This window comes from Kitasatospora sp. NPDC057738 (assembly GCF_042798815.1).
Lineage (GTDB): Bacteria > Actinomycetota > Actinomycetes > Streptomycetales > Streptomycetaceae > Kitasatospora > Kitasatospora lactacystinica.
In genome coordinates, this window is record NZ_JBHVJT010000012.1 from 49,558 (window position 1) to 73,529 (window position 23,972).

The following is a 23,972-nucleotide window of genomic DNA, read 5'->3' on the forward strand; positions in this document are numbered from 1 at the left end:
TGGTCAACGCAGTCTCTCCCGGTTGAACGAGTCGGCGAGCAGGGTCAGGCCGAACACCAGCAGGCCGAGCAGGAGGACCGGCGCCAGGGCGTAACCCGGGTGGAGGAAGAGGTACTTGGAGCCGGTGTTGATCATCGTTCCGAGCGAGGGGGCGGGCGGCTGGATGCCGAGGCCCAGCACGCTCAGTCCGCCCTCGGTCTTGACGGCGTGCGCCATCGCCACGGCCAGCAGCGCGGTCGTGGCGTCGGCGACGTTCGGCAGCACGTGGCGGCGCAGGATCCGGCCGCGCGGCACGCCGAGCACCCGGGCCGCCACCACGTGGTCGCGGGCCAGCTGGGCGAGCAGCGCGGCCCGTGCCTGGCGGCCGAAGGAGGGCAGCGCGCTGAGCACGATGGTGGCCACCACGGTGCCGATTCCGGGGCGCACCAGCAGGGCGAGCGCGAGTCCGAGCAGGACGCCGTGCAGGCCCAGCAGCAGGTCGAACAGCCGCTGGACGGCCTCGCCCAGCAGCCGGTTCAGCCCGCCGAGCAGTCCCAGCGCGGTGCCGAGCACGGCGGCCGCCGGGACGGCCAGCAGGCAGACCAGCAGCTCGGTGCGGATCCCGGCCAGCGCTCGGGCGAGCAGGTCGCGCCCGACCTCGTCGGTGCCCAGCAGGTGGGCCGCCGACGGCCCGGCCAGGGCGTCCGGGCCCTGCCGGTAGGGGTCCGCGGCCAGCAGCGGGCCGAGCAGCCCCAGCAGCACCACCAGGAGGACGAGCAGGGCGCCGGTGCGGCCGCGCCGGGTGCGCAGCGCGGCCGGGAGCGCGGGCGGGGCGAGCCGCCGGCGGCGCGCAGCGGGGGTGGTCGTGGCGGTCACCGGTCCTCCCCGGTGCCGGCGCGGGCGATCCGCGGGTCGAGCCGGCCGACCAGCAGCTCCGAGCCGAGCTGGACGAGCACGGCGACGGCGACGGCGAGCATGATCAGGGTCTGGGCGACCGGGTAGTCCCGCTGGTTGATGGCGTCCAGCAGCAGCTGGCCGAGGCCGTGCCGGGCGAAGAGCTGTTCGGCGACCACCGCGCCGCCGAGCAGCTCGCCCAGGTGCAGGCCGAACTCGACGAAGAACGGCGCCAGGCTGTTGGGCAGCACATGGCGGGCCAGGACCCGCCGGGGCGACGCCCCCTTGGCGACGGCGGTCAGCACGAACTCCTCCTGGCGGGTGCGGCGCAGCTCGGTGGCGAGCAGCCGGGCCAGCACCGCCGAGCCCGGCAGCGCGAGCGCCACCGCGGGCAGGGCGAGGTATTGGACGGCGAGGTCCGGCGCGGCGAACAGGTCCCGCTCGCCGCCGGCGGGCAGCAGGCGCAGCAGCACCGCGAAGACGAAGACGAACAGCACGGCGGTGACGTACACCGGCAGCGCCAGCAGGGCGGTGGCCAGCGGGTCGAGCACCCGGGCGAGCCGGCCCCGCCGCTCGGAGGCCAGGGCGACGCCCAGCAGCAGGCCGAGGACCAGCATCAGCAGGCCGGCGGCGAGGGCGAGCTGAACGGTGCTGCCGACGCTCTGGCCGATCAGGCGGGTGACCGGTTCCCGGTAGTGGAAGGAGCTGCCGGGGTCGCCGGTGAGCAGCCCGTGCAGCCAGCCCAGGTACTGGACGGGCATCGGCCGGTCCACGCCGAGGCTGTCGGCGAGCCGGTCGCGCTGCTCCTGGTCGGCCTCGGCGCCGAGCGCGGCGGACACCGGGTCGCCGGGGGCGAGGCGGAGCAGCAGGAAGACGGCGACGGAGGCGAGCCAGAGCGTGGCCAGCGCGCCGGCCGCCTTTCTGGTCCAGTAGGGCACGGGAGTACTCCGGGTGGTCGGGCGGGCGGGGGCCGCCGTCCCAGGACGGTGGGGGTCGCCCTGGGACGGCGGTCGCGTTGCGGCGCGTCAGGCGGTGCGGCGGGTGTCGTCGAGCCGCAGGTAGCCGAGCGCGCTGGTGGCCACGCCGTGGACCGAGGAGGCGAAGGCGTAGGTCTCCCAGGCGTGCGCGAGGGTGATGTGGAAGGACTCGGCGAGCAGGTACTCGGACAGTTCGTGGTTGACGTCGGCCCGGGCCTGTTCGTCGGCGGCGGCGAAGGCGCGGGACTGGAGTTCGGCGTAGGCGGGGTCGGTGACGTGCGAGGTGTTCCGGCCGACCTGGAGCGGGCCGGAGACGGTGATCCCGCTCAGCGGGGAGACGCTGACCATGCCGTGGTTGGCGATGAACAGTCCTTCCAGCGTGCCCTGTTGGATCTTCGGCTGGAGCGCGGCGTTGTCGAGCAGCTGGACGTCGACGCCGAAGCCGGCCTGCTCCAGGTCGTACTTGACCAGTTCCACGAGGGAGGCGAACACCGGCGAGTTGGCGGCGGTGAGCGGCACCCGCGCGCCCTCCGCACCGGCCTCCCGGAGCAGCCCGCGGGCCTTCTCCGGGTCGTGCGGGTAGCGGGTGACCTGGTCGGGGGTGACGCCGGGGGTGTTGGACGGCCAGGGCAGGCTGCTCGCCTCGGCGTGGCCGCCGTACACCTGGGCGACGATGCGCTCGCGGTCCACCGCGTACTGCAGGGCCTGGCGCACCCGGCGGTCGTCGAAGGGCCTGCTGGTGGTGTTCACGCCGAGGAACGCCTGCTGGTAGGAGGACTTGGCGGACTGCACGGCGAAGCCCGGGTTCCCGCCCAGCACCTTGAGGTCGCGTCCGGGCACCGCGCCGATCAGGTGGGACTGTCCCGACTGGAGGGCGGACAGCGCGGCCTGGCTGCTGGTCACCGACCGGACGGTGATCCGCTCGAAGCGGGGCCGCCCGCTCTGCCAGTAGTGGTCGTAGCGGGCCAGGTCGAGCTGGTTGCCGCCCTTGAACGACTGCCAGGTGAAGGGCCCGGTGCCGTTGACCTTCTCGGCGGCCTTGCCGTCGACGTAACTGCGGGCGTCCACCACGGGGTTGAAGGCGAGCGCGTCGAACAGGTTGCTGGTGGGCCTGGCGAGGGTGAGCGTGACCTCGTTGCGGGCGCTCGCCCTGATGTCGGCGAGCCGTTCCAGCAGCGGCTTGACCTGGGAGGACTTGGCGGCGCCGGTGAGCGAGAAGACGACGTCGTCCGGGTCGAGCGGGCGGCCGTCGTGGAAGGTGACGTCCTCGCGCAGCTTGAGCACCAGCCGGGTGCGGTCGGCGCTCCACTCCCAGGAGGAGGCGAGCCAGGGCACGGGCTGCAGCGTCTGCGGGTCGAGGTCGACCAGCCGGTCCAGCACCAGGTTGACGAACACCGGGGTGTCCGGGCCGCGGTGGAGCAGCTGGGTGGGGTCGGGGGCGGCGCCGTAGACGATCTGGAGGTCCGGCGCGGAGGCGGTGGCGGAGGCCGCGGCCCCGCCGGCGGCGTCCTCGGTGGCCGAGCGGCAGCCCGCCGCCAGCAGGGCCGCTCCGGCGCTCAGGCCGAGGAAGCCTCTTCGGGGAAGGCCGCGGTGACGGGCTGCGTCGCTCATGGTGGTGCTACCTCTTCGGTTCTCGGGGTCCGGGGTCGGTGCGCGCGGGTCAGTACCTGGTCACGACGACGCTGTCGCTCCAGGCCACCACGTCGGGGCCGCCGGTCGGGTAGGGGATGTTCTTGGCCGGGTTCCAGTTGGCCCGGTAGATGCCGGTCTTGAAGTACGGCGACTGGTTCTGGTGGTAGTTGTTGAGGCCGCTGTACGCGCCGACCTGCGCGCCGTCCCGGAAGACGGTGACGGCGCCGGGGGTGGTGTCGGTGGACCAGGTGATGTCGAAGGCCCACTGGTTCCAGTGGCCGAACTGCACGTCGCCGAGCGGGATCACCGCCTCCTGGACGGTGCTGGGGTCGGACAGCCAGTGCACCTTGAGCCGCCAGCTGCCGTCCTTGACGGTCAGGGCGATCGGCGGCTTGGTGTCGCTGCCGTCCGCGAGCGGGTAGCCGTGCCACTGGGCGACGATCGTCTCGGTGGGGGTCCGCACCCAGTCGGCGGGCAGGTAGTCGGCGAGGGCGAAGCGGTAGCTGCCCCAGCCGAGGGAGTTGACGGCGACCTCGGAGCGGTAGGAGACGCCGTCGTTCGGCACGGCGAAGCGGGCGGCCAGGCCGCTGCCGCCGGCGGGAGCGCCGGCCACGGTGATGCTGCCGTTGCCGTCGACGCGCTGGCGGGTCCAGGCGGAGACGGTGCCGGATTCGAAGTCGTCGGCGAAGACGTCGGTACCGGACACCAGGGCGGGAGCGGTGGGAGCGGCAGGGGCGGGGACGGCGGCGTGGGCCGGGGCGGCGGCGGTCACGGCCAGGGCGGCGGTGAGCACGGCGCCGGCGAGGCGGCCGGGGAAGCGGGACATGGTTCTTCTCCTTCTGGGGGTTCGGGACTGATCGACCGGGGGCGCGGCCGGCTGACGGGGGACGGCGTCAGCCGGCCAAGGGCCTGTCGTCGAACGCCCCGCAGACGGGAGTTCGACGACAGGCCCTAACTACAGGAGTCGGCCGGTCCCACCCAGGTCGGGCTGGACCAGGCCCACTGGTCGTTCAGCTGCCGGACCCGCACGTGGTAGAAGTCCCCGTCGCCGCCGGGGCGTTCGTCGGTCAGCTCGAATTCGGCGGTCGTCTCCCGGTCGGGCACGGCCCGGTCGAAGCGGTAGGCGCCGGAGACGAACCCGCCGGTGAATCCGGTCCGCGCGCCGGCGAGGAGTTCGCCGACGGCGTGGGCGCTCTCGGCGCCGTTCACGACGGCGACCAGCCGGGTGCGCGTGTCGCCCTCGATCCGCAGCGAGAAGCCCTGGGTGCTGTCGGTGGCGGTGTTGGGGTTGCCGTCGGTGACCGTCCGCAGCCGGATCTCGCCCGGCCCGGTGCGCTCCCACCAGGACGGCCGGTAGGTGTCCGGCTCGGCCTCGGCCGGCGCGACGGTCTCCGGGCCGCGCAACCGGGGCTGGACGTCCAGCAGCCGCCCGCCCTCGATCCGCAGCACGACGTCCCAGTGCACGGGTTCGCCGCGCCGGCCCCAGCCGACGGCGAAGCCCAGGGTGCCGGAGAAGGCGTCCGATCCGCCGGCGCCGGAGAGGAGTTCGGGCCGGCTGACCCGGTGGACGGGTACGCCGTTGCGGAGCAGTTCCACGTGGTCGAGCGCGTCCCGGCCCTGGACCGTGACGTGGATCCGGCGCCGGTCGGCGGAGGCGGCCTCGGCGCCCATCGGGGCGCCGTTGACGGAGGTGGCGAGCAGGATGCGGTCCCCGGTGATCGCGTAGGTGCGGCGCTGCTGGACGGCGTTCCAGATGCCGTCCCGGGTCAGTTCCGGGGCCCAGACCGCCACCCGGCCGTGCCCGTGGCTGCCGGGGAAGGCGCTGTGGTGGTCGGTGGAGCCGATCAGTCCGAAGCGGTGGCCCAGGCGCAGGCCGTGGACGGCCGTGGCGGCGCCGGCGCGCGGGCCCATGGTGTGCAGGTAGCTGCGCGGCGCCTCGTCGGACTCGGCGCAGCCGTGCATCGACATCATCTCCACCACCGGGGCGAACTCCTCGGTGTAGGAGGCCCAGTCGATGCCGCGGCGGGCCGGCCCGTAGCCGATGTGGTGCGGCAGCGCCCAGGTGCGCACGCCCTGTGCGGCGAGCACCCGCAGCCGGGCGCGCAGTTCGTCCAGGTCCGCCGCCCGGATGATCTCGCCGCGCGGGCCGTCGAAGTACACGCAGTGGTCGCCGTGGGCGAGGCTGTGCCACTCGAAGGACTGGAAGGTGACGAAGCGGCCGTCCTCGTGGGCGGCGGCGGTGACGTCCTGGACGTGGTCCCAGAGCCGGGCCAGCCGGGCGAAGCCCTCGGTGTGGTAGTCGACCAGGCTCGCCAGTTCGGGGGTGCGCTCGGGCAGGTCGGGCCACCAGCCGTGGCCGGTGACGCTGGCGAAGTCGAGTTGGAGCCGGGCGTTGGCGTAGGCGTCCTCGATGCTCCCGTGGCCGTAGCTGATGCCGCAGTGGTTGTGGAGGTCGCCGACGTACAGGCCCAGGCCGGCGTAGCCGGGTGCGTCGGTGCTGGGGGCGGTCATCGGGGCGGGGCTTCCTCGGGTCCTGGTCGGCCATGTTTGATCGACTCTGAGAAGAAGGTAGCCGCGATCTCCAGGGAACGGTCAAGGCTCGGCGGTTCGGTGTCGTGCGATCGCCATCGGGCGAAACATCGTCTTCATAGAAGACCTGCTGGTGAAGCTGGCCATCTTGCTGGTCAGCCGGTCGACGACGACCGACCGCGCCTGGCCCGGACTTTTGATCGATCTGATAGAAACTTCGCGACACCCCTCCCCCGAAGGACGGATCCATGCCGCACCCCGCCCTGCCCGCCGCGCCCGACCTCGGCGCCTCCCACCTCGTCCGCGCCCCCGAGCGCCCCGAACCCGGCTACTGGGCCGGCTGCCCGGGCGTCCGGTACGAGCCGGACCTCGACCGCTTCCTGCTCACCTACCGCGAGCGCCGCCCGCGCGGCGCGACGCACGGGCCCGACCGGGGCTGGCGCTGCGCCGTCGCCGAGAGCACCGACGGCATCGCCTTCCACGACCTGTGGTCCGTCCGGCGCGACGAACTGGGCTCCCCCTCGATGGAACGCCTCGCCCTGCTGCGCCGCGACGGCGACTACCTGCTCCACCTCAGTTACGTCGACCCGGCCGACAACCGCTGGCGCGTCGACGCCCTGCGCGCCGACGCCCCCGAGTCCTTCGACCTCGCCACCCGCACCCCCGTCCTCACCGCCGCGACCACCGGCACCGAGGGCGTCAAGGACCCGTACCTGCTCGAAACCGACGCCGGCGTCCACCTGTTCGCCACCGTCTCCCGCGCCCGGCCGTTCACCCCCGAGGAACAGGACCGCGCCCACGCCGACGCCGACATCCACACCACCGGCCTCACCGTCCAGCCCACCGCGCTCGCGGTGTCCCCGGACGGGCTGCGCTTCACCGCCCCGCCGGGCCGCGCCGCCGAGGCGCTGGACGTCGGCCCGGCCGGCGCCTGGGACGGCTACGAGTCCCGGATCACCACCGTCCTGCCCGACGGCCGGGGCGGCTGGCTCGCGCTCTACGACGGCTCGGCGGACGCCGCCGGCAACTACGAGGAGCGCTGCGGCCTGGCCGCCTCCACCGACCTGCGCGGCTGGCACCGCCTCACCCCGGACGGCCCCTGGCTGGACATCCGGTACGCCGACCTCGTCCCGGCCCGCGGCCGCTGGTACCTCTACTACGAGCAGAGTCGGCCGGACGGCGCCCACGAGCTGCGGGTCGCCGTCCTGGACGAGTTCGCTGGAGTCCGCCCCGACGGCACCCCGGCGCCGCCGCACCACGCCTGAGCGCGGGGAGCGGCGGCCCGGTCCGCCCGGGCCGCCGCGTCAGGCTCGGGCTTCAGGCCTCAGACCTCAGGCGTCAGGCGGCCAGCAGGGCCTCGGCGATGCAGCGGGCCCGCCAGGCGGCGTCCGGGGTGCCCTCGCGCAGGGCGGTGACGATGGCGCCGTCCATCAGGAGGGCGAACTGCCGGGCGCGCTCCCCGGGCTCGGGGACGCCGGCGTCCCGCATCAGCCGCTCGACCAGGTCGATGACGCGGGTCTTGTGCAGGGCCGCCATCCGGCGGGCCGGGCTGGCCGGGTCGGCGATCTCGGTCATCGTGTTGATCGCGACGCAGCCCCGGAAGTCCTGGGTCGCGAACCGTTCGGCCAGCGCGTCGAAGACGTGCAGCGGGTGGCCGCCGTGCGCCGCGACCCGCTCGGAGAGCCACGCCCGCCACCGGACGTCGCGGCCCTCCAGGACCGCGGTCACCAGCTCCTCCTTGCCGGTGAAGTGCCGGTAGAAGGAGGCCCGGCCCACGCCGGACTCGGAGAGGATGCGCTCCACGCCGACCGCGCGGATGCCGTTCGCGTAGAAGAGGGTTTCGGCCGTGCTCAGCAGGCGCGCCCGTGCGTTGACTGCCACGCGGCCGATCCTATCCACTCTTGACGCCAAACGGTACCGGTCGGTACCGTCCTCCAGTCGGTACCGGTCGGTACCGTTTAGCGGGGGCGGTCCCGAGGGGGGCGCCGAACCTCGACCGCCCGCACGGACCAGCGGCTGCACGGCCGCCCGGACCGGGACGCCACGCCGGAAGCACCACGGCGGGCCGCCCGACCCGGGACGCCGAGCAGCCGCAGGGCCCGAGCAGCCGCAGGCGCCGAGGGCCGCAGGACCCGCGGCCGCCCCGCGCGCGGTCGGCTCACGCGCCCGCGGCCGCCGCCTGCGCGAGGGAGTCCAGGACCGGCCGGACCAGCGGGTGCCCGTCGGCACCGGTCCGGACGGCGGCGAAGACCCGCCGGGTGGCGAGCTCGCTGTCCACCGGCCGCACCGCGACCTCGCGGAGGTCGACGCCGCGCAGCGCCGAGCGCGGCACCAGCGCCACCCCGAGGCCCGCCGAGGCGAGCGCCACCACGGCCCGGAAGTCGTCGGAGGAGTGCAGCAGCCGGGGCTGGAACCCGGCGTGCTCACAGGCCAGCAGCACCACGTCGTGGCAGGGGTTACCCGGGTACGGCCCGATCCACGGCTCGTCGGCCAGCGCGGCGACGGCCAGCGGGCCGGACTCGTCGGCCAGCCGGTGGCCGAGCGGCAGGACGGCCTCGAAGGGCTCGGCGTACAGCGGCACCCGGGTCAGCCGGGCGTCGTCGGCGCGCGGGGCGCCCCGGTACTCGACGGCCACCGCGAGGTCGGCCCGGCCGTCCAGCACCATCGGCAGGCTGGCGTCGCCCTCGGCGTCCAGCACCTTGAGCCGCACCCCGGGGGCGCGCTCGGCGAGCAGGCCGACGGCGGGGGCGAGCACCGAGGCGATGGCGGTCGCGAAGGAGGCGACGGTGACCTCCCCGGAGACGCCCGCGCTGTACGCGGCGAGGTCGGCCTCGGCGCGCTCCAGCTGGGCGAGCACCACGTCGGCGTGGCCGAGCAGGATCTCCCCGGCGGCGGTCAGCCGTACGCCCCGGCCCTCCCGGGCGAGCAGGTCGTGGCCGGTCTCCTGCTCCAGGGCGGCCAGCTGCTGGGAGACCGCGGAGGGGGTCAGGTAGAGGGCGGCCGCCGCGGCGGTCACGGTGCGGTGGTCCGCCACGGCCCGCAGGGTCCGCAGCCGTCGTGCGTCGATCACGGACCAATTCTGCCAGCGCGGCGCGGCGTGCCGGACCGGCGGGCCGGAACCCGGGCGGGCCGGGCGGGCCCGCCGGAGCGGCGGTTTCGGCCGGAGGCACGCGCGGTGGCGCATTTCCGGACGAGATCGCTCCTGTCCGTTGACCGGACATCCGCGCGGCGCTTGGCTCGTGCCGACCGGGCCACGGGGGGCCGAGGGCCCGGGGCAGTCATCAGGGGAGGATGATCGATGACCACTGCACGCACCCGCCACCGACTGGCCCGTACCGCCGCCGTCCTGGCGGCCGTCACGGCGGCCGGAGCCGCGATGCCCGCCGCCGAGGCCCGCCCGCCCAAGGGCGACACCGCCCGGGTCAGCGAGGGCGCCAAGGGCGAGGCCCTGAACGGGCCCTCGTTCGCGCTCGGGCTGAGCGGCGACGGCCGGTACGCGCTGTTCTCCTCGTCGGCGACCAACCTGCTGCCCGGCGGCGCCGGGGCCGTCGGCGACGTCTACGTCCGGGACCTGCGCAACGGCCGCACCGAGCGGATCAGCGTCGCCGCCGACGGCTCCGCGCTGGACGCCGGCACCAACGACGCGGCGATCAGCGGCAACGGCCGGTACGTGGCGTTCAGCAGCTACGCGACCAACGTGGTGCCCGGCCGGCCGAAGCACACCACCGACGTCTTCGTCCGGGACCGCTGGACCGGCCGCACCGAGCTGGTCACCACGGGCGACGGCACCTCCGGCGCGGGCGACGACCAGAGCGCCCGCAACGCCTTCGACGCCGCCATCAGCGGGGACGGCCGCTACGTGGTCTACTCCTCCGACCGCACCGACCTCGCACCCGGCGTGCGCCGCGGCAGGTTCAACGTCTTCGTCACCGACCGCTGGACCCGCACCACCCGGGTGGTCAGCACCGGGGCGGACGGCACCCCGGCCGACCACAACTCCTCCCGCCCGACGATCAGCGCCGACGGCACCGTGATCGGCTTCACCTCGCGGGCCGGCAACCTGCTCCCGGCCGACCAGGCCCCGTCCTCGCTCGCCGACCGAGCCGACCGAGCCGACCAAGCCGCCGCAGCCGACCGAGCCGCCTCCGCCGCGTCTGCGGCCGACACCGCCGACACCGCCGACGGCGCCGAGCTGACCGGAATCCGCGCCTACCCGTACTACGTCTGGGACGCCCGCACCGGGAAGATCACCGGCGCCAGCTACGACGGGACCGGCGAGCTCATCGGCGCCGGCAACGACGGGCGGATCAGCCCCTCCGGCCGCTACGCGCTCTACACGGTCTACGAGGAGGGCGGCCGGCCCGGCTCGCACGGTGTCCACCAGGACGTCTACGCCCGCGAGCTGGCCACCGGCCGGACCACCAAGGTCAACCAGCCGCTGTCCGGCAGCGCCCTCGAATCCTCCTACAACCCCGTCATGCCGCTGAACGACCGCTGGGTGTACTTCACCTCCGACGTCGCCGACCTGGTGCCCGGCGACACCAACGGGCAGGCCGACATCTTCCGCACCGACCTGCGCAGCGGGCACACCGAGCGGGTCACCCTCACCCAGGACGGCTCGCAGAGCACCACCTCCGCCTTCTTCCCGCAGGTCGACGCCGACGACACGACCCTGCTGTTCAGCGCCGAGGACGGCAACCTGGCGCCCGTCGCCGACAGCGCCACCACGGACGTCTTCCGGCGCCGCCTGTAAGGTCCCGACTCCCTTGCGGGATACGTCCGTTGACGTATTTCCGGACGGGATCACCCCCGGCCGTTGACCACCGGCCCTCCCGACGGTTGGCTCTGCGAGGGCCCGCCGCCGGGAGGGAGCGCGGTCGGGCGATCCAGGGGAGGACGTTCCATGACCACCGCACGCACCCGCAGATGGCCGGCCCGCGCCGCCGCCGTCCTGGCCGCCACCGCCGTGGCCGGGGCCGTGATGCCCGCCGCCGAGGCCAAGCCGCCGAAGGGCGACACCGCCCGGGTCAGCGAGACCGCCAAGGGCGCCCAGCTCAACGCCTACTCGACGCCGCTCGGGCTGAGCGAGGACGGCCGGTCCGCACTCTTCACCTCCGCCGCGACCGATCTGCTGCCCGGGCCCGGCACCCCGAACACGGACGAGGTCTACGTCCGCGATCTGCGCAACGGGCACGTCGAGAAGGTCAGCGTCGCCGACGACGGCTCCGCGCTGAACGCCGCCACCACCGACGCCTCGATCAGCGCCGACGGCCGGTTCGTGGCCTTCAGCACCACCGCCACCAACGTGGTGCCCGGCCGGCCGAGCCACCCCAGCGACATCTTCGTCCGCGACCGCTGGACCGGACACACCGAACTGGTCACCGCCGCCGCCGTGCCGAGCACCGACGACCAGAGCGGGTTCGGGGCCCTCAGCCCCAGCATCAGCCGCGACGGCCGCTACGTCGCCTACGTCTCCAACCGCAGCGACCTCGCCCCGGGCACCCTGCGGCGCGGCAGGAACAACGTCTACGTCACCGACCGCTGGACCCGCACCAGCCGGCTGGTCACCGTCGGCGCGGACGGCGAGGGTGCCGACAACGGCTCCTTCGCCCCGACGATCAGCGCGGACGGCTCCACCGTCGCCTTCACCTCCCGCGCGGGGAACCTGCTGCCGGAGCCCCCGGCCACCGACCCCGGCGCCGGCAGCACCACCGACGCCGACCCCGCCGCCGACTCGCCCCAGCTGGCCGGGCCCCACTACTACCGGTGCTACGTCTGGAAGGCCGACACCGGAAAGATCGTCGGTGCAAGCCTGAACGACGCCGGCGAGCTGACCGGCGTCTCCTACGACGCCAGGGTCAGCCCGGACGGCCGCTTCGCGATCTACAGCGTCCCGGTGTTCGTCGGCGGCTTCCCCGGCCCGGCCCACGGCACCCGGCTGGACCTCTACGTCCACGAGCTGGCCACCGGCAGGGTCACCAAGGTCAACACCGATCTGCCGGGCACCAGCACCAAGTGGTCCTCGTCCGGCGGCGTCATGACGGCCGACAGCCACTGGGTCTACTTCGACTCCAGCGCCGAGACCCTGGTCCCCGGCGACACCAACGACGCCAGCGACATCTTCCGCCGCGACCTGTGGACCGGCCGGATCGAACGGGTCAGTCTCACCCGGGCCGGCGGGCAGAGCACCTCCTCGTCCTTCAGCCCGTTCGTGGACGCCACCGGCGACACCGTGCTCTTCACCGCCGACGACGGCGACCTGGTGCCGGGCGACACCAACCAGGTGCTGGACGTCTTCCTGCGCCGGCTGTGACGGCCCGACGCACCCTGAAGCTCCGACGGTCCGACGGTCCGATGCCCTGACTCCCTTGCGGCATACGACCGGTGGCGTATTTCCGAGCGGAATCGCCACCGGTCGTTGACCAACCGTCCGCACGACGCTTGGCTCTCCCCGACCGGGCCGCGGGGGCCGTGGGCCCGGGACCGCCATCAGGGGAGGACGATCCATGACGCACGCACGCACCCGACGCCGGCTCGCCCGCACCGCCGCCGTGCTGGCCGCCACCGCCGTGGCCGCCGGAGCGGCGCTGCCCGCCGCCGAGGCCAGGCCGCCCAAGGGCGACACCGCCCGGGTCAGCGAGACCGCCAAGGGCGGGCAGATCAACGGGCGTTCGATCGCGATCGGGCTGAGCGAGGACGGCCGCTCCGCGCTGTTCACCTCGACCGCGGCCGACCTGCTGCCCGGGCCCGGCACCCCGAACGCGGAGGAGGTCTACGTCCGCGACCTGCGCAACGGACACGTCGAACGGGTCAGCGTCGCCGACGACGGCTCCCGGCTGGACGCACCCACCGCGGACGCCTCGATCAGCGCCGACGGCCGGTTCGTGGCCTTCAGCACCAGCGCCACCAACGTGGTACCCGGCCAGCCGAGGCGCTTCAGCGACGTCTTCGTCCGCGACCGCTGGACCGGCCGCACCGAACTGGTCACCGGGGGCGGGTCCGGCGACGACGAGGGCTACTCCGACAGTCCGTCCCTGAGCCGGGACGGCCGCTACGTCGCCTACACCTCCAACCGCACCGACCTCGCCCCGGGCTCGGACCCGCGCCACTTCAACGTCCTGATCACCGACCGCTGGACCGGCACGACCCGGGTGGTCACCACCGGTGCGGACGGCGGGGCCGCCAACAACACCTCCTACGGCGTGACGATCAGCGCGGACGGCGCCACCGTCGGCTTCACCTCCCGGGCGACCAACCTGCTCCCGCAGGACCCGCCCGCCGGCCCCGATGCCGCCCCCGGCACCGCCCCCGCCGCCGACACCGCCTCTGGCACCGACGCCGGTGCACCCGGGCTGGCCCCGGCCCGCTTCTACCCGTACTTCGTCTGGAAGGCCGACACCGGGAAGGTCTCCGGCGCCAGCGTGGACGACGAGGGCGCCCTGCGCGGCGTCAGCAGGGGCTCCCGGATCAGCCCCGACGGCCGCTACGCCCTGTTCGGCCTGCCGTTCCGCATCGGCGGGCCCGGCTCCAACCACTTCCGGTCGGACCTGTACGCCCGGGAACTGGCCACCGGCCGGCTGACGCGGCTCAACGCCTTCCTGCCCGGCACCACGACCACCGCGAGCGCCCAGGACCCCGCCATGACCTTCGACGGCCACTGGGTCTACTTCGACTCCGCCGCCGACAACCTCGTCCCCGGCGACACCAACGGCGTCAGCGACGTCTTCCGCCGCGATCTGAGGACCGGCGCGATCGAACGGGTCAGCCTCACCCGGGACGGCGGGCAGAGCACCTCCGACTCCTCGGACCCGTTCGTGGACGCCGGCGGCGGGACGGTGGTCTTCACCGCCGACGACGGTGACCTCGTCCCGGGCGACACCAACGCCGCCGCGGACGTCTTCGTGCGCCGCCCGTGATGATCCGGATGGCTTGATTCCCTTGCGGCATACGTCCGTTGACGTATTTTACGCCGACATTACCGGAGGGCGTTGACCCCCCGGCCCTCCCGACGATTGGCTCTGCCGAAAGCCCGTTGCCGGGAGGGAGCCCGGCCGGGTGATCGCTGGGGAGGAACACCTTCATGACACGAACCACCCGGACGACCCGCAACCGTTGGCTGTCGGGCGGCGGCAGCGTCCTGGTCGCGGCCGCCCTGCTCGCCGTCGCCGCCGCCCCGGCCCAGGCCGGACCGGTGCCGCGCGGCACCACCCAGGTCAGCCTCGGGCCGAACGGCGCGGCGCCCGACAACCAGTCGACGGCCCAGGGCATCAGCGCGAACGGCCGCTACGCCCTGTTCACCTCCCGGGCCACGAACCTGCTGCCCCACCCCTCGGTGGGCTGGAGCAACGCCTACGTGAAGGACCTGCGCACCGGCCGCCTCGAACAGGTCAACCTGTCCGACGCGGGCGGGGCGCTGAGCGGCTCGACCGACCAGGCCGGGATCAGCGCCGACGGCCGCTACGTCGTCTTCGAGAGCGAGGACGAGAACGTGGCGCCCGGCGCGCAGGTCAAGAACCGCACCGAGGTGTACATCAGGGACCGCAGGACCGGCCGCACTGAGCTGGTCAGCAGCAGCCCCACCAACACCGACACCGACCAGTACCACTCCTCGTACAACGCGCAGGTCAGCGGCAACGGCCGGTACGTGGTCTACGTGTCCTCCCGGACCGACCTGGACCCGACCGTCGTGGACCCCGAGCCGGAGCCCGCCCCCGAGCCCTCGCTCGCCCGGCCCTACACCTGGAAGATCAACGTCTACCTCACCGACCGCTGGACCCACACCACCCGGCTGGTCTCCCACGACGTGAACGGCAAGCCGGGCGAGAGCACGTCCTTCCGACCGACGATCAGCGCGGACGGCCGCACCATCGGCTTCGGCTCCATCTCCAGCCTGCTGCCGGACGAGCAGGCCCCCGGCCTCGCCGCCGCGACCGCCGCGGCGGCGGCCACGGCCTCCGCCTCCGCCGACGCCTCCGCCGACGTGGAGCTCGCCCCGAGCGCCGTCGAGGCCGCGCGCCGCAGCATCCCGCAGTCCGCGGCGCAGCCGAGCCTGGCCCGCCCGACCGCCGCCCCCTACTACACCTACGACGTCCGCTCCCGGACGCTCACACCGGTGAGCGCGGGCCTCGACGGCACGATCGGCAGCTCCAGCTTCGAGGCGACGATCAGCCCCGACGGGCGGCGCGCGATCTACACCCTGTCCGAGCCCGGCGGCTCGACCGGCGGCCACCGCTACCACACCGTGCTCCACGTGCGGGACCTGCGGACCGGCACCGTGACGAAGGTCAGCGGCGGCCTGCCCGGCACCAGCTCGGTCGGCTCCTCCGACCACGGCTCGATCACCGCCGACAACCGCTGGATCTACTTCGAGTCCGCCGCCGACAACCTGGTGGCCGGCCCCCAGCACCCGGGCTGGGACGTCTACCGCCAGGACCTTCGCACCGGCCGCACCGAGCGGGTCGCCGCCGCGCCGGACGGCTCGCTCGGCAACGGCTCGTCGACGCAGCCGTTCGTCTCCGCCTCGGGGAACACCGTGGTGTTCGACTCGACCAGCGGCAACCTGGTCACCGGCGGCACCGGCCCGGCGGTCGAGAACGGCCAGGTCTTCGCCAAGCCCGCCGGGTTCCACCGGAGCGGTGCCGGCGACGACCAGGGCGAGAACGAGGACGACTGACCGGCAGCCGTCCTCCGATAGATAACCACGACGGGGGCGGGACGTCGGCGCGGCCGGCGTCCCGCCCCCGTTGCGGGAGGGTGGGGCAGGTGGTCTGGGGGCCGTACGGCGGGGGCGCGTCGATTCGCCTCCGCCGCGCGGCGGTTGTGAGCCCGTGGGACGGTCCGGTTCCGAGCGGTCCGGCCCACGGGCAGCCTGGGTGGAGGTCAGCCCTCCAGGGCGGCGCGCGCGTCCACGAAGGCCGCGACGGCGCGCTCGACGTCCTCGGTGGAGTGCGCCGCGGACAGCTGCACCCGGATCCGGGCCTGGCCGTGCGGCACCACCGGGTAGGAGAAGCCGATCACGTACACGCCGCGCTCCAGCAGCAGCTCGGCGAGCCGGCCGGCCTCGGCCGCGTCGCCGATCATCACCGGGGCGATCGGGTGGTCGCCGGGCAGGATCTCGAACCCGGCCTCGGTCATCCGCGCCCGGAACAGCGCGGTGTTGGCCGCGAGCCGCTCGCGCAGCTCGTTGGACTTCTCGACCAGGTCGAGCACCTTGAGCGAGGCGGCCGCGATCACCGGGGCCAGCGAGTTGGAGAACAGGTACGGGCGGGAGCGCTGGCGCAGCAGGGCGACGATCTCCCGGCGGGCGGCGACGTAGCCGCCGGAGGCGCCGCCGAGCGCCTTGCCGAGGGTGCCGGTGATGATGTCCACGCGGTCCATCACGCCGTGCAGCTCCGGGGTGCCCCGGCCGCCCGCGCCGACGAAGCCGACGGCGTGCGAGTCGTCCACCATGACCATGGCGTCGTAGCGGTCGGCCAGGTCGCAGATCTCGCGCAGCGGGGCGACGTAGCCGTCCATGGAGAACACGCCGTCGGTGACGATCAGGCGGCGGCGGGCGTCCTGGGTGTCCTGGAGCTGCTTCTCCAGGTCGGCCAGGTCACGGTTGGCGTAGCGGTGGCGGCGGGCCTTGCTGAGCCGGATGCCGTCGATGATGCTGGCGTGGTTCAGCGCGTCGGAGATGACGGCGTCGCGGTCGTCCAGCAGGGTCTCGAAGACGCCGCCGTTGGCGTCGAAGCAGGAGGAGTAGAGGATCGTGTCCTCCTGGCCGAGGAAGGCCGAGAGGCGGTCCTCCAGCTCCTTGTGGACGTCCTGGGTGCCGCAGATGAAGCGGACCGAGGCCATCCCGTAGCCCCAGCGGTCCAGGGCGTCCTTGGCCGCGGCGAGCACCTCGGGGTGGTCGGCCAGGCCGAGGTAGTTGTTGGCGCAGAAGTTCAGCACCTCGCCCGGGCGGCCGCCGCCGGTCACGGTGACGGCGGCGCTCTGCGGGCTTCCGATCACCCGCTCGGGCTTGAACAGGCCGGCCTCGCGGATCTCGTCCAGGGTGGCGGCGACGTCGGCACGCACGTTGTCGAACACTGCGGTCTCCTCAATCAGTTCGGCGGGGGCGGTTCGGCGGGGAACTTCGGCGGGGGAACGCCGGCGGGGCTGGGGCGGGCTCAGGCGGTCCAGTCGAGGATGATCTTGCCGCAGTTGCCGCCCGCGGCGTCGTCGAACGCGGCCTCGAAGTCGGTGGCGGCGTAGCGGCCGGTGATCACCGGGCTGAGGTCCAGGCCGCCCTCCAGCAGCACGGACATCGCGTACCAGGTCTCGAACATCTCGCGGCCGTAGATGCCCTTGATGGTGATCATCGAGGTGACGATCGAGGCCCAGTCCACCGGGAACTGCTCGGCGGGCAGGCCGAGCATGGCGATCTTCCCGCCGTGGGTCATGTTGGCGATCATCGACTGCATCGCCTCGGGACGGCCGGACATCTCCAGGCCGACGTCGAAGCCCTCGCGCAGGCCCAGCTTCTGCTGGCCCTCCTCGATGGTGTGCTCGGAGACGTCGAGCGCCAGCGTCACACCGACCTGGCGGGCCAGGTCGAGGCGGTACGGGGAGACATCGGTGATCATCACGTTGCGGGCGCCGGCGTGCTTGGCGACGGCGGCGGCCATGATGCCGATCGGGCCGGCGCCGGTGACCAGCACGTCCTCGCCGACCAGCGGGAAGGACAGCGCGGTGTGCACGGCGTTGCCGAACGGGTCGAAGATCGCGGCCACGTCCAGGTCGACCGGCACCCGGTGCACCCAGACGTTGGAGGCGGGCAGCGCCACGTACTCGGCGAAGGCGCCGTCACGGTTGACGCCCAGGCCGACGGTGTTGCGGCACAGGTGGCGGCGGCCGGCCAGGCAGTTGCGGCACTTGCCGCAGACCAGGTGGCCCTCGCCGCTGACCAGGTCGCCGACCGCGATGTCCGCGACGCCGGCGCCGAGCTCGGCGACCTCGCCGACGAACTCGTGGCCCAGCACCAGCGGGGTCCTGATGGTCTGCTGGGCCCAGCCGTCCCACTTGCGGATGTGCAGGTCGGTGCCGCAGATGCCGGTCCGCAGCACCTTGATCAGCACCTCGCCGGGGCCGATCTCGGGCATGGGGACGTCCATCAGCCAGAGCCCGGGCTCGGCCTGCTGCTTGACGAGTGCCTTCACGGCGGCTCCTGACGTGCGGGTGGGACGGCCTGCGGGTGCGGGGGCAGGCCGAGGGAGCCCGGTTCGGCCGTCCCTGACGGGTGCACTCCGGGCAGGCAGAAATCTGCCTGGTCGGAGGGGGTGCGGTCCATCGAGGAATTCTTAAGGGCGGCCACAGCTGGGCTGAACGATCGTGCCCGAGCAGCGGCCGACGGGGGGTGCGGCATGCCGGTGCTCACCCGTCCGGCCGAGCGCGGGGCGGCCGCCGTGACGCCGTCCGACGGGACGCCGTCCGGGGACGGGTGGCTCGGCAGGGGTGCGTGGCGCCGGCCGGGGACGGGTGGCTCGGCAGGGGTGCGTGGCGCCGGCCAGGGGTGCGTGGCTCGGCCGGAATGGCTGACACCGGGCCGCCAGTGGGACGGGGCACTCGGCTGACCGCGCTCCCGTTCGGTCCAGCCCGGCACCGACCCGCGCGCGCCCGTACGGCGGCGGTGCTTACGGTGGCGACGCTCCCCCCGCGGCCCCGTGGAGCAGCGCCCCGGCCTGCCCGAGCAGCGCTCCGGGGCCCTTCGCCAAGGGGCCGTCCGCCCCAGAGAGGCGCCTGCGCCGATGACCGACACCCGACGGCCCCGACCGGCCGTTCCCCGCTCCGTGCGGGTCCCCCGCACTCCGCGCCCGGCCGTCCCCCGGTCCGTACGGGTGGCCTCCGCCGCCCTCGCGCTGAGCGGCCTGCTCGCCGTCTCCGCCTGCTCCGGGGACGCCGCGCCCGCACGGCAGGCCGATCCGGCCGTCACCGCCGAACCGGCCGCGATGAGCCCGACCGCGACTCCGACGGGCGTCGCCTCCGGCGCGGTGGTGCCGCTCACCCAGGACGTCATGAACCAGCTGGACACCGCGATCAAGCAGGTGATGAGCGAGGTCTCCATCCCCGGGGTGATCGTCGGCTACACCGCCCCCGACGGCAGCTACCAGCGCACCTTCGGCGTCGCGGACAAGAACTCGGGGGCGCCGATCTCGGCCGACATGTACATGCGGATCGGCAGCGTGTCCAAGACCTTCACCGCCACCGGCATCCTGCGGCTCGTGGACCAGGGCAAGCTGGGCCTGGACGACCCGATCTCCAAATACGTCCCGAACGTGCCCGGCGGCGACGGCATCACCCTGCGCCAGCTCGGCGAGATGCGCAGCGGCCTGTTCAACTACACCCTGGACTCCGGCTTCCAGCAGGCGTTCTTCGGCGACCCCAACCAGCCCTTCACCCCGGACCAGCTCCTCGCGTACGCGTTCAAGCACCCCGCGAACTTCGCCCCGGGCGCCCAGTTCGAGTACTCCAACACCAACCTGATCCTGCTCGGCCTGGTGGTCGAGAAGGTCGGCGGGCAGCCGCTCCAGGACTTCCTGAACCAGCAGGTGTTCACCCCGGCCGGGCTCTCCAGGACCAGCCTGCCGACCGACGCGGCCTTCCCGGACCCGCACGCCCACGGCTACACCAACCAGACGGCCAGCGGCGCGGTCGAGGACGCCACCACCTGGAACCCGTCCTGGGGCTGGGCGGCCGGCGCCGTCATCTCCAGCCTCGCCGACCTGCAGACCTGGTCGAAGGTGCTGGCCACCGGGGAGCCGCTGATCAAGCCCGCCACCCAGGCGGAGCGGCTGAAGTTCGTGCCGGTCGGGCCGACCCCGGACCTCGGCTACGGCTTCGGGGTGTTCACCACCCACGGGTGGATCGGCCACAACGGCTCGCTGCCCGGGTACGAGAGCGTGGTGATCTACCTGCCGCAGGCCAGGGCCAGCCTGGCCATCCTGCTCAACACCGACATCCTGCACGACGGTTCGGAGCCCTCGACGTTCCTGGCGCGGGCGATCACCCAGATCGTCTCGCCGAACAACGTCTACACGCTGCCCACCCCGCCCGGCTCGGCCTCCCCGACGGCCTCCCCCTCGCCCACGGGCTCCCCGACGGGCTCGCCGACCGGCTCTCCGACCGGCTCCCCGACCGGCTCTCCGACGGCCTCGCCCGCGGAGACCGCGTCGGCCACGCCCACCGCCGCCGCCACACTCCACATCTCCTGAACCGCACCCGCACGCACGCACGCGGGAGGGCCCGACCCAGTGGGGAGGGTGGGGGCCCCCCCCGGTCGACCGGGTCGGGCCCTCCCGCGCCGCCGCGCTGTCCGGCGCGTCGTCAGCTCCCCAGCACCTTGCCGAGGTCGTACGAGACCGGCTCCTCCAACTGCGCGTAGGTGCAGCTCTCCGGCGTACGGTCCGGTCGCCAGCGGCGGAACTGCGCGGTGTGCCGGAAGCGGGTGCCCTCCATGTGGTCGTACGCGACCTCGACCACCCGCTCGGGGCGCAGCGCGATCCAGGAGAGGTCCTTGCCGCCGGTCCAGCGGCTGACCGCGCCGGGCAGCCGGCCCTCGGCGTGCGCGGCCTCGTCCGCCCAGCCGCCCCAGGGGTGCTGCGAGAGGTCGTCCATCCGCAACGGGGCCAGTTCCTCGACGAGTTCGCGCCGACGGGCCATCGGGAAGGCGGCGCAGACCCCGACGTGCTGGAGCCTGCCATCCCCGTCGAAGATGCCGAGCAGCAGCGAACCGACCACCGGGCCGCTCTTGTGCTCGCGGTAGCCGGCCACCACGCAGTCGGCGGTGCGCTCGTGCTTGATCTTGTACATGGTCCGCTCCCCCGGCCGGTACGGCTGGTCCAGCGGCTTGGCGACCACCCCGTCCAGCCCGGCGCCCTCGTACTCGGCGAACCAGGTCCGGGCGAGGTCGAGGTCGGTGGCGGCGGGGGCGGTGAACACCGGGTCGGCGGCGTCGGCGAGCGCGGCCTCCAGGGCCGGACGGCGCACCGACAGCGGCTCGTCCAGCAGACTCTCCTCCCCGAGGGCGAGCAGGTCGAAGGCGACGAAGGAGGCCGGGGTCCGCTCGGCGAGCAGCCTGACCCGGCTCGCGGCCGGGTGGATGCGCTCCAGCAGTTCCTCGAAGCGCAGCCGGCCGTCCCGGGCGATCACCACCTCGCCGTCCAGCACGCAGCGCGGCGGCAACTCCCGCTTGAACGCCTCGACCAGCTCGGGGAAGTACCTGGTCAGCGGCTTTCCGGTGCGACTGCCGAGCTCCACCTCGTCCCCGTCGCGGAACACGACGGAGCGGAAGCCGTCCCACTTCGCCTCGTACTGCATCCCGGGCGGGATCCTGGCCACCGACTTGGCGAGCATCGGCGCCACCGGCGGCATCACGGGCAGGTCCATGCGTCCGATCCTCGCCCGCATCGCCCCGGAGCGCGCGCCGGGCGCCCGGCGCTTAGCGTGTGGGGCATGGGCTCAGCCGTGGAACTGGAAGTCGCCGGGCGCACCGTCCGGCTGTCGAACCCGGACAAGGTGTACTACCCCGAGCGCGGCTTCACCAAGCTGGACGTCGCGCAGTACTACCTGGCCGTCGCCGACGGGGTGCTGCGCGGGCTCCGCGACCGGCCGACCACCCTGCAGCGCTTCCCGGACGGCGTGGACGGCGAGTTCTTCTACCAGAAGCGCGCCCCCAAGGGCCTGCCGGAATGGCTGCCCACCGCCCGGATCGAATTCCCCTCCGGCCGCTCCGCCGACGAGATCTGCCCCACCGAGCCGGCCGCCGTGCTGTGGGCCGCCAACCTGGGCTGCCTCACCTTCCACCCCTGGCCGGTGCGGCGCTCCGACACCGGCCACGTCGACGAGCTGCGGATCGACCTCGACCCGCAGCCCGGCACCGACTTCCACGACGCCGTCCGCGCCGCCCACGAACTGCGCGCCCTGCTGGAGGAGTACGGGCTGCGCGGCTGGCCCAAGTCCTCCGGCGGGCGCGGACTGCACGTCTACGTGCCGCTGGCGCCCGAGTGGACGTTCACCGACGGGCGGCACGCGGTGATCGCCCTCGGCCGGGTGCTGGAGCAGCGGATGCCCGGAAAGGTCACCACCGCCTGGTGGAAGGAGGAACGCGGCGAGCGAATCTTCGTCGACTACAACCAGATGGCCCGCGACCGCACCATCGCCTCCGCCTACTCGCTGCGCGCCCGCCCGCGCGCCACCGCCTCCGCCCCACTGCGCTGGGAGGAACTGGACGACGCCGCCCCCGAGGACTTCGACCTGCGCACCCTCCCCGCCCGCTTCGCCGAACTCGGCGACCTGAACGCGGAGATGGACGGCCTGGCGTTCCGCCTGGAGCCCCTGCTGGAGCTGTACGAGAAGCAGCTGCGCGACGAGGGCCTCGGCGAACTCCCGTACCCGCCGGACCACCCCAAGGCGGCCGGCGAGCCCACCCGGGTCCAGCCGAGCCGGGCGAGGAAGAAGTAGTCGGCCGGCCCGGTCAGTCCACCGGCGGCGTCCACAGCCCCCGGACCCGGTCGGCGGCCGCGTCGTACCCGAGGCCGTGCCACGTGCTCGTCCCGGCGCGGATCGGTCATCCCGCCGTCCTGCCCGGCGGGCCCGGTCGCTCCGAGCGGCCTATCTCCCCGCTGTCCGCTCATTCGCCCCGCGCACCGGCCGGGGCCAGTTCGGCGATGATGCGGACGGCCTCGGCGATCTGCCCGTCGGTCAGGTCGCCCCGGGCGGTCAGCCGCAGCCGGGAGATGCCGTCCGGGACGGACGGCGGGCGGAAGCAGCCGACGGCGAGGCCCGCGCGGCGGCAGTCGGCGGCCCAGGCCACGGCGGCCTCGGGGCCCGGGGCGCGGACGGACACCACGGCCGCCTCGGGCTCGCAGCTGTGCAGTCCGGCGGCGGTGAGCTGCCGGGCCAGGGTGCGGGCCACCTCGCGGGCGCGCTCGGCGCGGGCCGGCTCGGCGCGCAGCAGCCGCAGGGCGGCGAGGGCGGCGCCGGCGGCGGCCGGGGCGAGACCGGTGTCGAAGATGAAGGTGCGGGCGGTCTCGGTGAGGTGGCGGATCACCCGGCGCGGGCCGAGGACGACACCGCCCTGCGAGCCGAGCGACTTGGAGAGGGTGGCGGTGGCCACGGTGTCCGGCTGCCCGGCGAGCCCGGCCGCCGCGAGCGCCCCGGTGCCGCCGGGGCCGAGCACGCCCAGCCCGTGCGCGTCGTCGACCAGCAGGGCGGCGCCGTGCGCGCGGGCGGCCTCCGACAGCGCGGGCAGCGGGGCCGCGTCGCCGTCCACCGAGAACACCGAGTCAGTGACCACCAGCGCCCGCGGCCGGGCCCGCCCGGCGAGCGCCTCGGCGACGGCCGCCGGGTCGCTGTGCGGGGCCCGGTGGACGTCGGCGCGGGAGAGCCGGCAGCCGTCGATCAGCGAGGCGTGGTTGTAGGCGTCGGAGACGATCAGGGTGTCCGGGTCGGTGAGCGCGGTCAGCGCCGCGAGGTTGGCCGTGTACCCGGAGGAGAACACCAGCGCGGCCTCCGTTCCGCAGAACTCGGCCAGCTCCTGCTCCAGTTCGGTGTGCAGCGCGGTCGTCCCGGTCACCAGCCGCGATCCGGTCGAGCCGCCGCCCCAGCGCAGTGCCGCGTCCGCGGCCGCCCGCGTGACGACCGGATGCCTGGTCAGGCCCAGGTAGTCGTTGCCCGCGAGGTCCAGCACCGGGTCGTCCGCGGCCCGGCTGCGCAGCGTCCGCGTCAGCCCGGCCTCGGCCCGCATCGCGGCCGTCTGGTCGAGCCAGTCGAAGACGTGCGCGGGAGCGGCGGCCGGGGCGGAGGCAGGGGCGGGGACGGCGGAGCGCGGCTCGGCCGCGAGCGGATGGTTCATGCCCGGCACTCTGGCATGCCGCCGCGTGTCGGGCAATGTGCGGATCGGCACAGTATGAACCGGTCAATCCAGTCGTGATTCACCAT

Annotated in this window: 18 protein-coding genes; 7 read left to right on the top strand and 11 right to left on the bottom strand. The window is 74.2% G+C overall.

All coding sequences use genetic code 11. The features are described 5' to 3' along the window. Nucleotides 1-3 precede the first annotated feature (3 nt). The 5 genes from ACFVGO_RS09005 to ACFVGO_RS09025 form a co-directional block, all read right to left on the bottom strand. The gene (locus ACFVGO_RS09005) at nt 4-855 is read right to left on the bottom strand and encodes an ABC transporter permease subunit (protein ID WP_359911202.1); all 852 of its coding nucleotides are present in this window, start codon (nt 853-855) and stop codon (nt 4-6) included. Continuing rightward, complete coding sequence (locus ACFVGO_RS09010) at nt 852-1,811, bottom strand: ABC transporter permease (RefSeq protein WP_380350662.1); 960 nt, start codon at nt 1,809-1,811, stop codon at nt 852-854. Before ACFVGO_RS09010 ends, ACFVGO_RS09005 begins: the two co-directional genes overlap by 4 nt. 87 nt (nt 1,812-1,898) lie before the next feature. Then, a complete protein-coding gene (locus tag ACFVGO_RS09015; RefSeq protein ID WP_380631210.1) occupies nt 1,899-3,461 on the bottom strand; it encodes an ABC transporter substrate-binding protein in 1,563 nt (520 codons plus the stop codon). A gap of 49 nt (nt 3,462-3,510) precedes the next feature. Continuing rightward, complete coding sequence (locus ACFVGO_RS09020; RefSeq protein ID WP_380631211.1) at nt 3,511-4,308, bottom strand: heparin lyase I family protein; 798 nt, start codon at nt 4,306-4,308, stop codon at nt 3,511-3,513. 125 nt (nt 4,309-4,433) lie between these two features. Then, nucleotides 4,434-5,993: a DUF3604 domain-containing protein gene (locus tag ACFVGO_RS09025; RefSeq protein ID WP_380350656.1), complete on the bottom strand. Its 1,560-nt coding sequence runs from the start codon at nt 5,991-5,993 to the stop codon at nt 4,434-4,436. A 266-nt stretch (nt 5,994-6,259) separates the two neighbouring features. Here ACFVGO_RS09025 and ACFVGO_RS09030 point away from each other — a divergent pair, with 266 nt between their 5' ends. Then, a complete protein-coding gene (locus ACFVGO_RS09030) occupies nt 6,260-7,276 on the top strand; it encodes a hypothetical protein (protein WP_380631212.1) in 1,017 nt (338 codons plus the stop codon). A 73-nt stretch (nt 7,277-7,349) separates the two neighbouring features. Here ACFVGO_RS09030 and ACFVGO_RS09035 read toward each other — a convergent pair whose 3' ends face one another. Both ACFVGO_RS09035 and ACFVGO_RS09040 read right to left on the bottom strand, forming a co-directional pair. Beyond that, nucleotides 7,350-7,892 (bottom strand): TetR/AcrR family transcriptional regulator, encoded by a 543-nt coding sequence (locus ACFVGO_RS09035; protein WP_380631213.1) that lies wholly within the window; start codon nt 7,890-7,892, stop codon nt 7,350-7,352. Nucleotides 7,893-8,169: 277 nt separating this feature from the next. Beyond that, nucleotides 8,170-9,081, bottom strand: a complete 912-nt coding sequence (locus ACFVGO_RS09040; protein ID WP_359911184.1) for a LysR family transcriptional regulator — start codon at nt 9,079-9,081, stop codon at nt 8,170-8,172. A 228-nt stretch (nt 9,082-9,309) separates the two neighbouring features. On the opposite strand from ACFVGO_RS09040, the gene ACFVGO_RS09045 reads away from it, so the two are divergent. The 4 genes from ACFVGO_RS09045 to ACFVGO_RS09060 all read left to right on the top strand — a co-directional run bounded on the left by ACFVGO_RS09045 (nt 9,310) and on the right by ACFVGO_RS09060 (nt 15,684). Continuing rightward, complete coding sequence (locus ACFVGO_RS09045) at nt 9,310-10,764, top strand: hypothetical protein (RefSeq protein ID WP_380631214.1); 1,455 nt, start codon at nt 9,310-9,312, stop codon at nt 10,762-10,764. A 150-nt stretch (nt 10,765-10,914) separates the two neighbouring features. Further along, the gene (locus tag ACFVGO_RS09050) at nt 10,915-12,324 is read left to right on the top strand and encodes a hypothetical protein (protein WP_380631215.1); all 1,410 of its coding nucleotides are present in this window, start codon (nt 10,915-10,917) and stop codon (nt 12,322-12,324) included. A 193-nt stretch (nt 12,325-12,517) separates the two neighbouring features. Further along, nucleotides 12,518-13,927, top strand: a complete 1,410-nt coding sequence (locus tag ACFVGO_RS09055; protein WP_380631216.1) for a hypothetical protein — start codon at nt 12,518-12,520, stop codon at nt 13,925-13,927. A 164-nt stretch (nt 13,928-14,091) separates the two neighbouring features. Then, nucleotides 14,092-15,684, top strand: a complete 1,593-nt coding sequence (locus ACFVGO_RS09060; RefSeq protein ID WP_380631217.1) for a TolB family protein — start codon at nt 14,092-14,094, stop codon at nt 15,682-15,684. Nucleotides 15,685-15,890: 206 nt separating this feature from the next. Here ACFVGO_RS09060 and ACFVGO_RS09065 read toward each other — a convergent pair whose 3' ends face one another. Both ACFVGO_RS09065 and tdh read right to left on the bottom strand, forming a co-directional pair. Then, nucleotides 15,891-17,084 (bottom strand): glycine C-acetyltransferase, encoded by a 1,194-nt coding sequence (locus tag ACFVGO_RS09065; protein WP_380631218.1) that lies wholly within the window; start codon nt 17,082-17,084, stop codon nt 15,891-15,893. Nucleotides 17,085-17,164: 80 nt separating this feature from the next. Continuing rightward, entirely contained in the window at nt 17,165-18,193 is a 1,029-nt protein-coding gene (tdh, locus tag ACFVGO_RS09070; protein ID WP_380631219.1) for an L-threonine 3-dehydrogenase, read from the bottom strand. Between the two features lie 588 nt (nt 18,194-18,781). On the opposite strand from tdh, the gene ACFVGO_RS09075 reads away from it, so the two are divergent. Then, entirely contained in the window at nt 18,782-20,245 is a 1,464-nt protein-coding gene (locus ACFVGO_RS09075; RefSeq protein WP_380631220.1) for a serine hydrolase, read from the top strand. Between the two features lie 112 nt (nt 20,246-20,357). Here ACFVGO_RS09075 and ACFVGO_RS09080 read toward each other — a convergent pair whose 3' ends face one another. After that, the gene (locus ACFVGO_RS09080) at nt 20,358-21,419 is read right to left on the bottom strand and encodes an ATP-dependent DNA ligase (RefSeq protein ID WP_380631221.1); all 1,062 of its coding nucleotides are present in this window, start codon (nt 21,417-21,419) and stop codon (nt 20,358-20,360) included. A gap of 66 nt (nt 21,420-21,485) precedes the next feature. On the opposite strand from ACFVGO_RS09080, the gene ligD reads away from it, so the two are divergent. Then, the gene (ligD, locus tag ACFVGO_RS09085; RefSeq protein ID WP_359913322.1) at nt 21,486-22,493 is read left to right on the top strand and encodes a non-homologous end-joining DNA ligase; all 1,008 of its coding nucleotides are present in this window, start codon (nt 21,486-21,488) and stop codon (nt 22,491-22,493) included. A gap of 169 nt (nt 22,494-22,662) precedes the next feature. Here the strand turns inward: ligD and ACFVGO_RS09090 are convergent, their stop codons facing one another. Further along, nucleotides 22,663-23,886 (bottom strand): 8-amino-7-oxononanoate synthase, encoded by a 1,224-nt coding sequence (locus ACFVGO_RS09090; RefSeq protein WP_380350639.1) that lies wholly within the window; start codon nt 23,884-23,886, stop codon nt 22,663-22,665. Nucleotides 23,887-23,972 lie beyond the last annotated feature (86 nt).

Coding starts and splice junctions, on each gene's coding strand:
- ACFVGO_RS09015 (WP_380631210.1), bottom strand. CDS start 3,461: ATGAGCGACGCAGCCCGTCACCGCGGCCTTCCCCGAAGAGGCTTCCTC.
- ACFVGO_RS09020 (WP_380631211.1), bottom strand. CDS start 4,308: ATGTCCCGCTTCCCCGGCCGCCTCGCCGGCGCCGTGCTCACCGCCGCC.
- ACFVGO_RS09025 (WP_380350656.1), bottom strand. CDS start 5,993: ATGACCGCCCCCAGCACCGACGCACCCGGCTACGCCGGCCTGGGCCTG.
- ACFVGO_RS09030 (WP_380631212.1), top strand. CDS start 6,260: ATGCCGCACCCCGCCCTGCCCGCCGCGCCCGACCTCGGCGCCTCCCAC.
- ACFVGO_RS09045 (WP_380631214.1), top strand. CDS start 9,310: ATGACCACTGCACGCACCCGCCACCGACTGGCCCGTACCGCCGCCGTC.
- ACFVGO_RS09050 (WP_380631215.1), top strand. CDS start 10,915: ATGACCACCGCACGCACCCGCAGATGGCCGGCCCGCGCCGCCGCCGTC.
- ACFVGO_RS09055 (WP_380631216.1), top strand. CDS start 12,518: ATGACGCACGCACGCACCCGACGCCGGCTCGCCCGCACCGCCGCCGTG.
- ACFVGO_RS09060 (WP_380631217.1), top strand. CDS start 14,092: ATGACACGAACCACCCGGACGACCCGCAACCGTTGGCTGTCGGGCGGC.
- ACFVGO_RS09075 (WP_380631220.1), top strand. CDS start 18,782: ATGACCGACACCCGACGGCCCCGACCGGCCGTTCCCCGCTCCGTGCGG.
- ACFVGO_RS09080 (WP_380631221.1), bottom strand. CDS start 21,419: ATGGACCTGCCCGTGATGCCGCCGGTGGCGCCGATGCTCGCCAAGTCG.
- ligD (WP_359913322.1), top strand. CDS start 21,486: ATGGGCTCAGCCGTGGAACTGGAAGTCGCCGGGCGCACCGTCCGGCTG.
- ACFVGO_RS09090 (WP_380350639.1), bottom strand. CDS start 23,886: ATGAACCATCCGCTCGCGGCCGAGCCGCGCTCCGCCGTCCCCGCCCCT.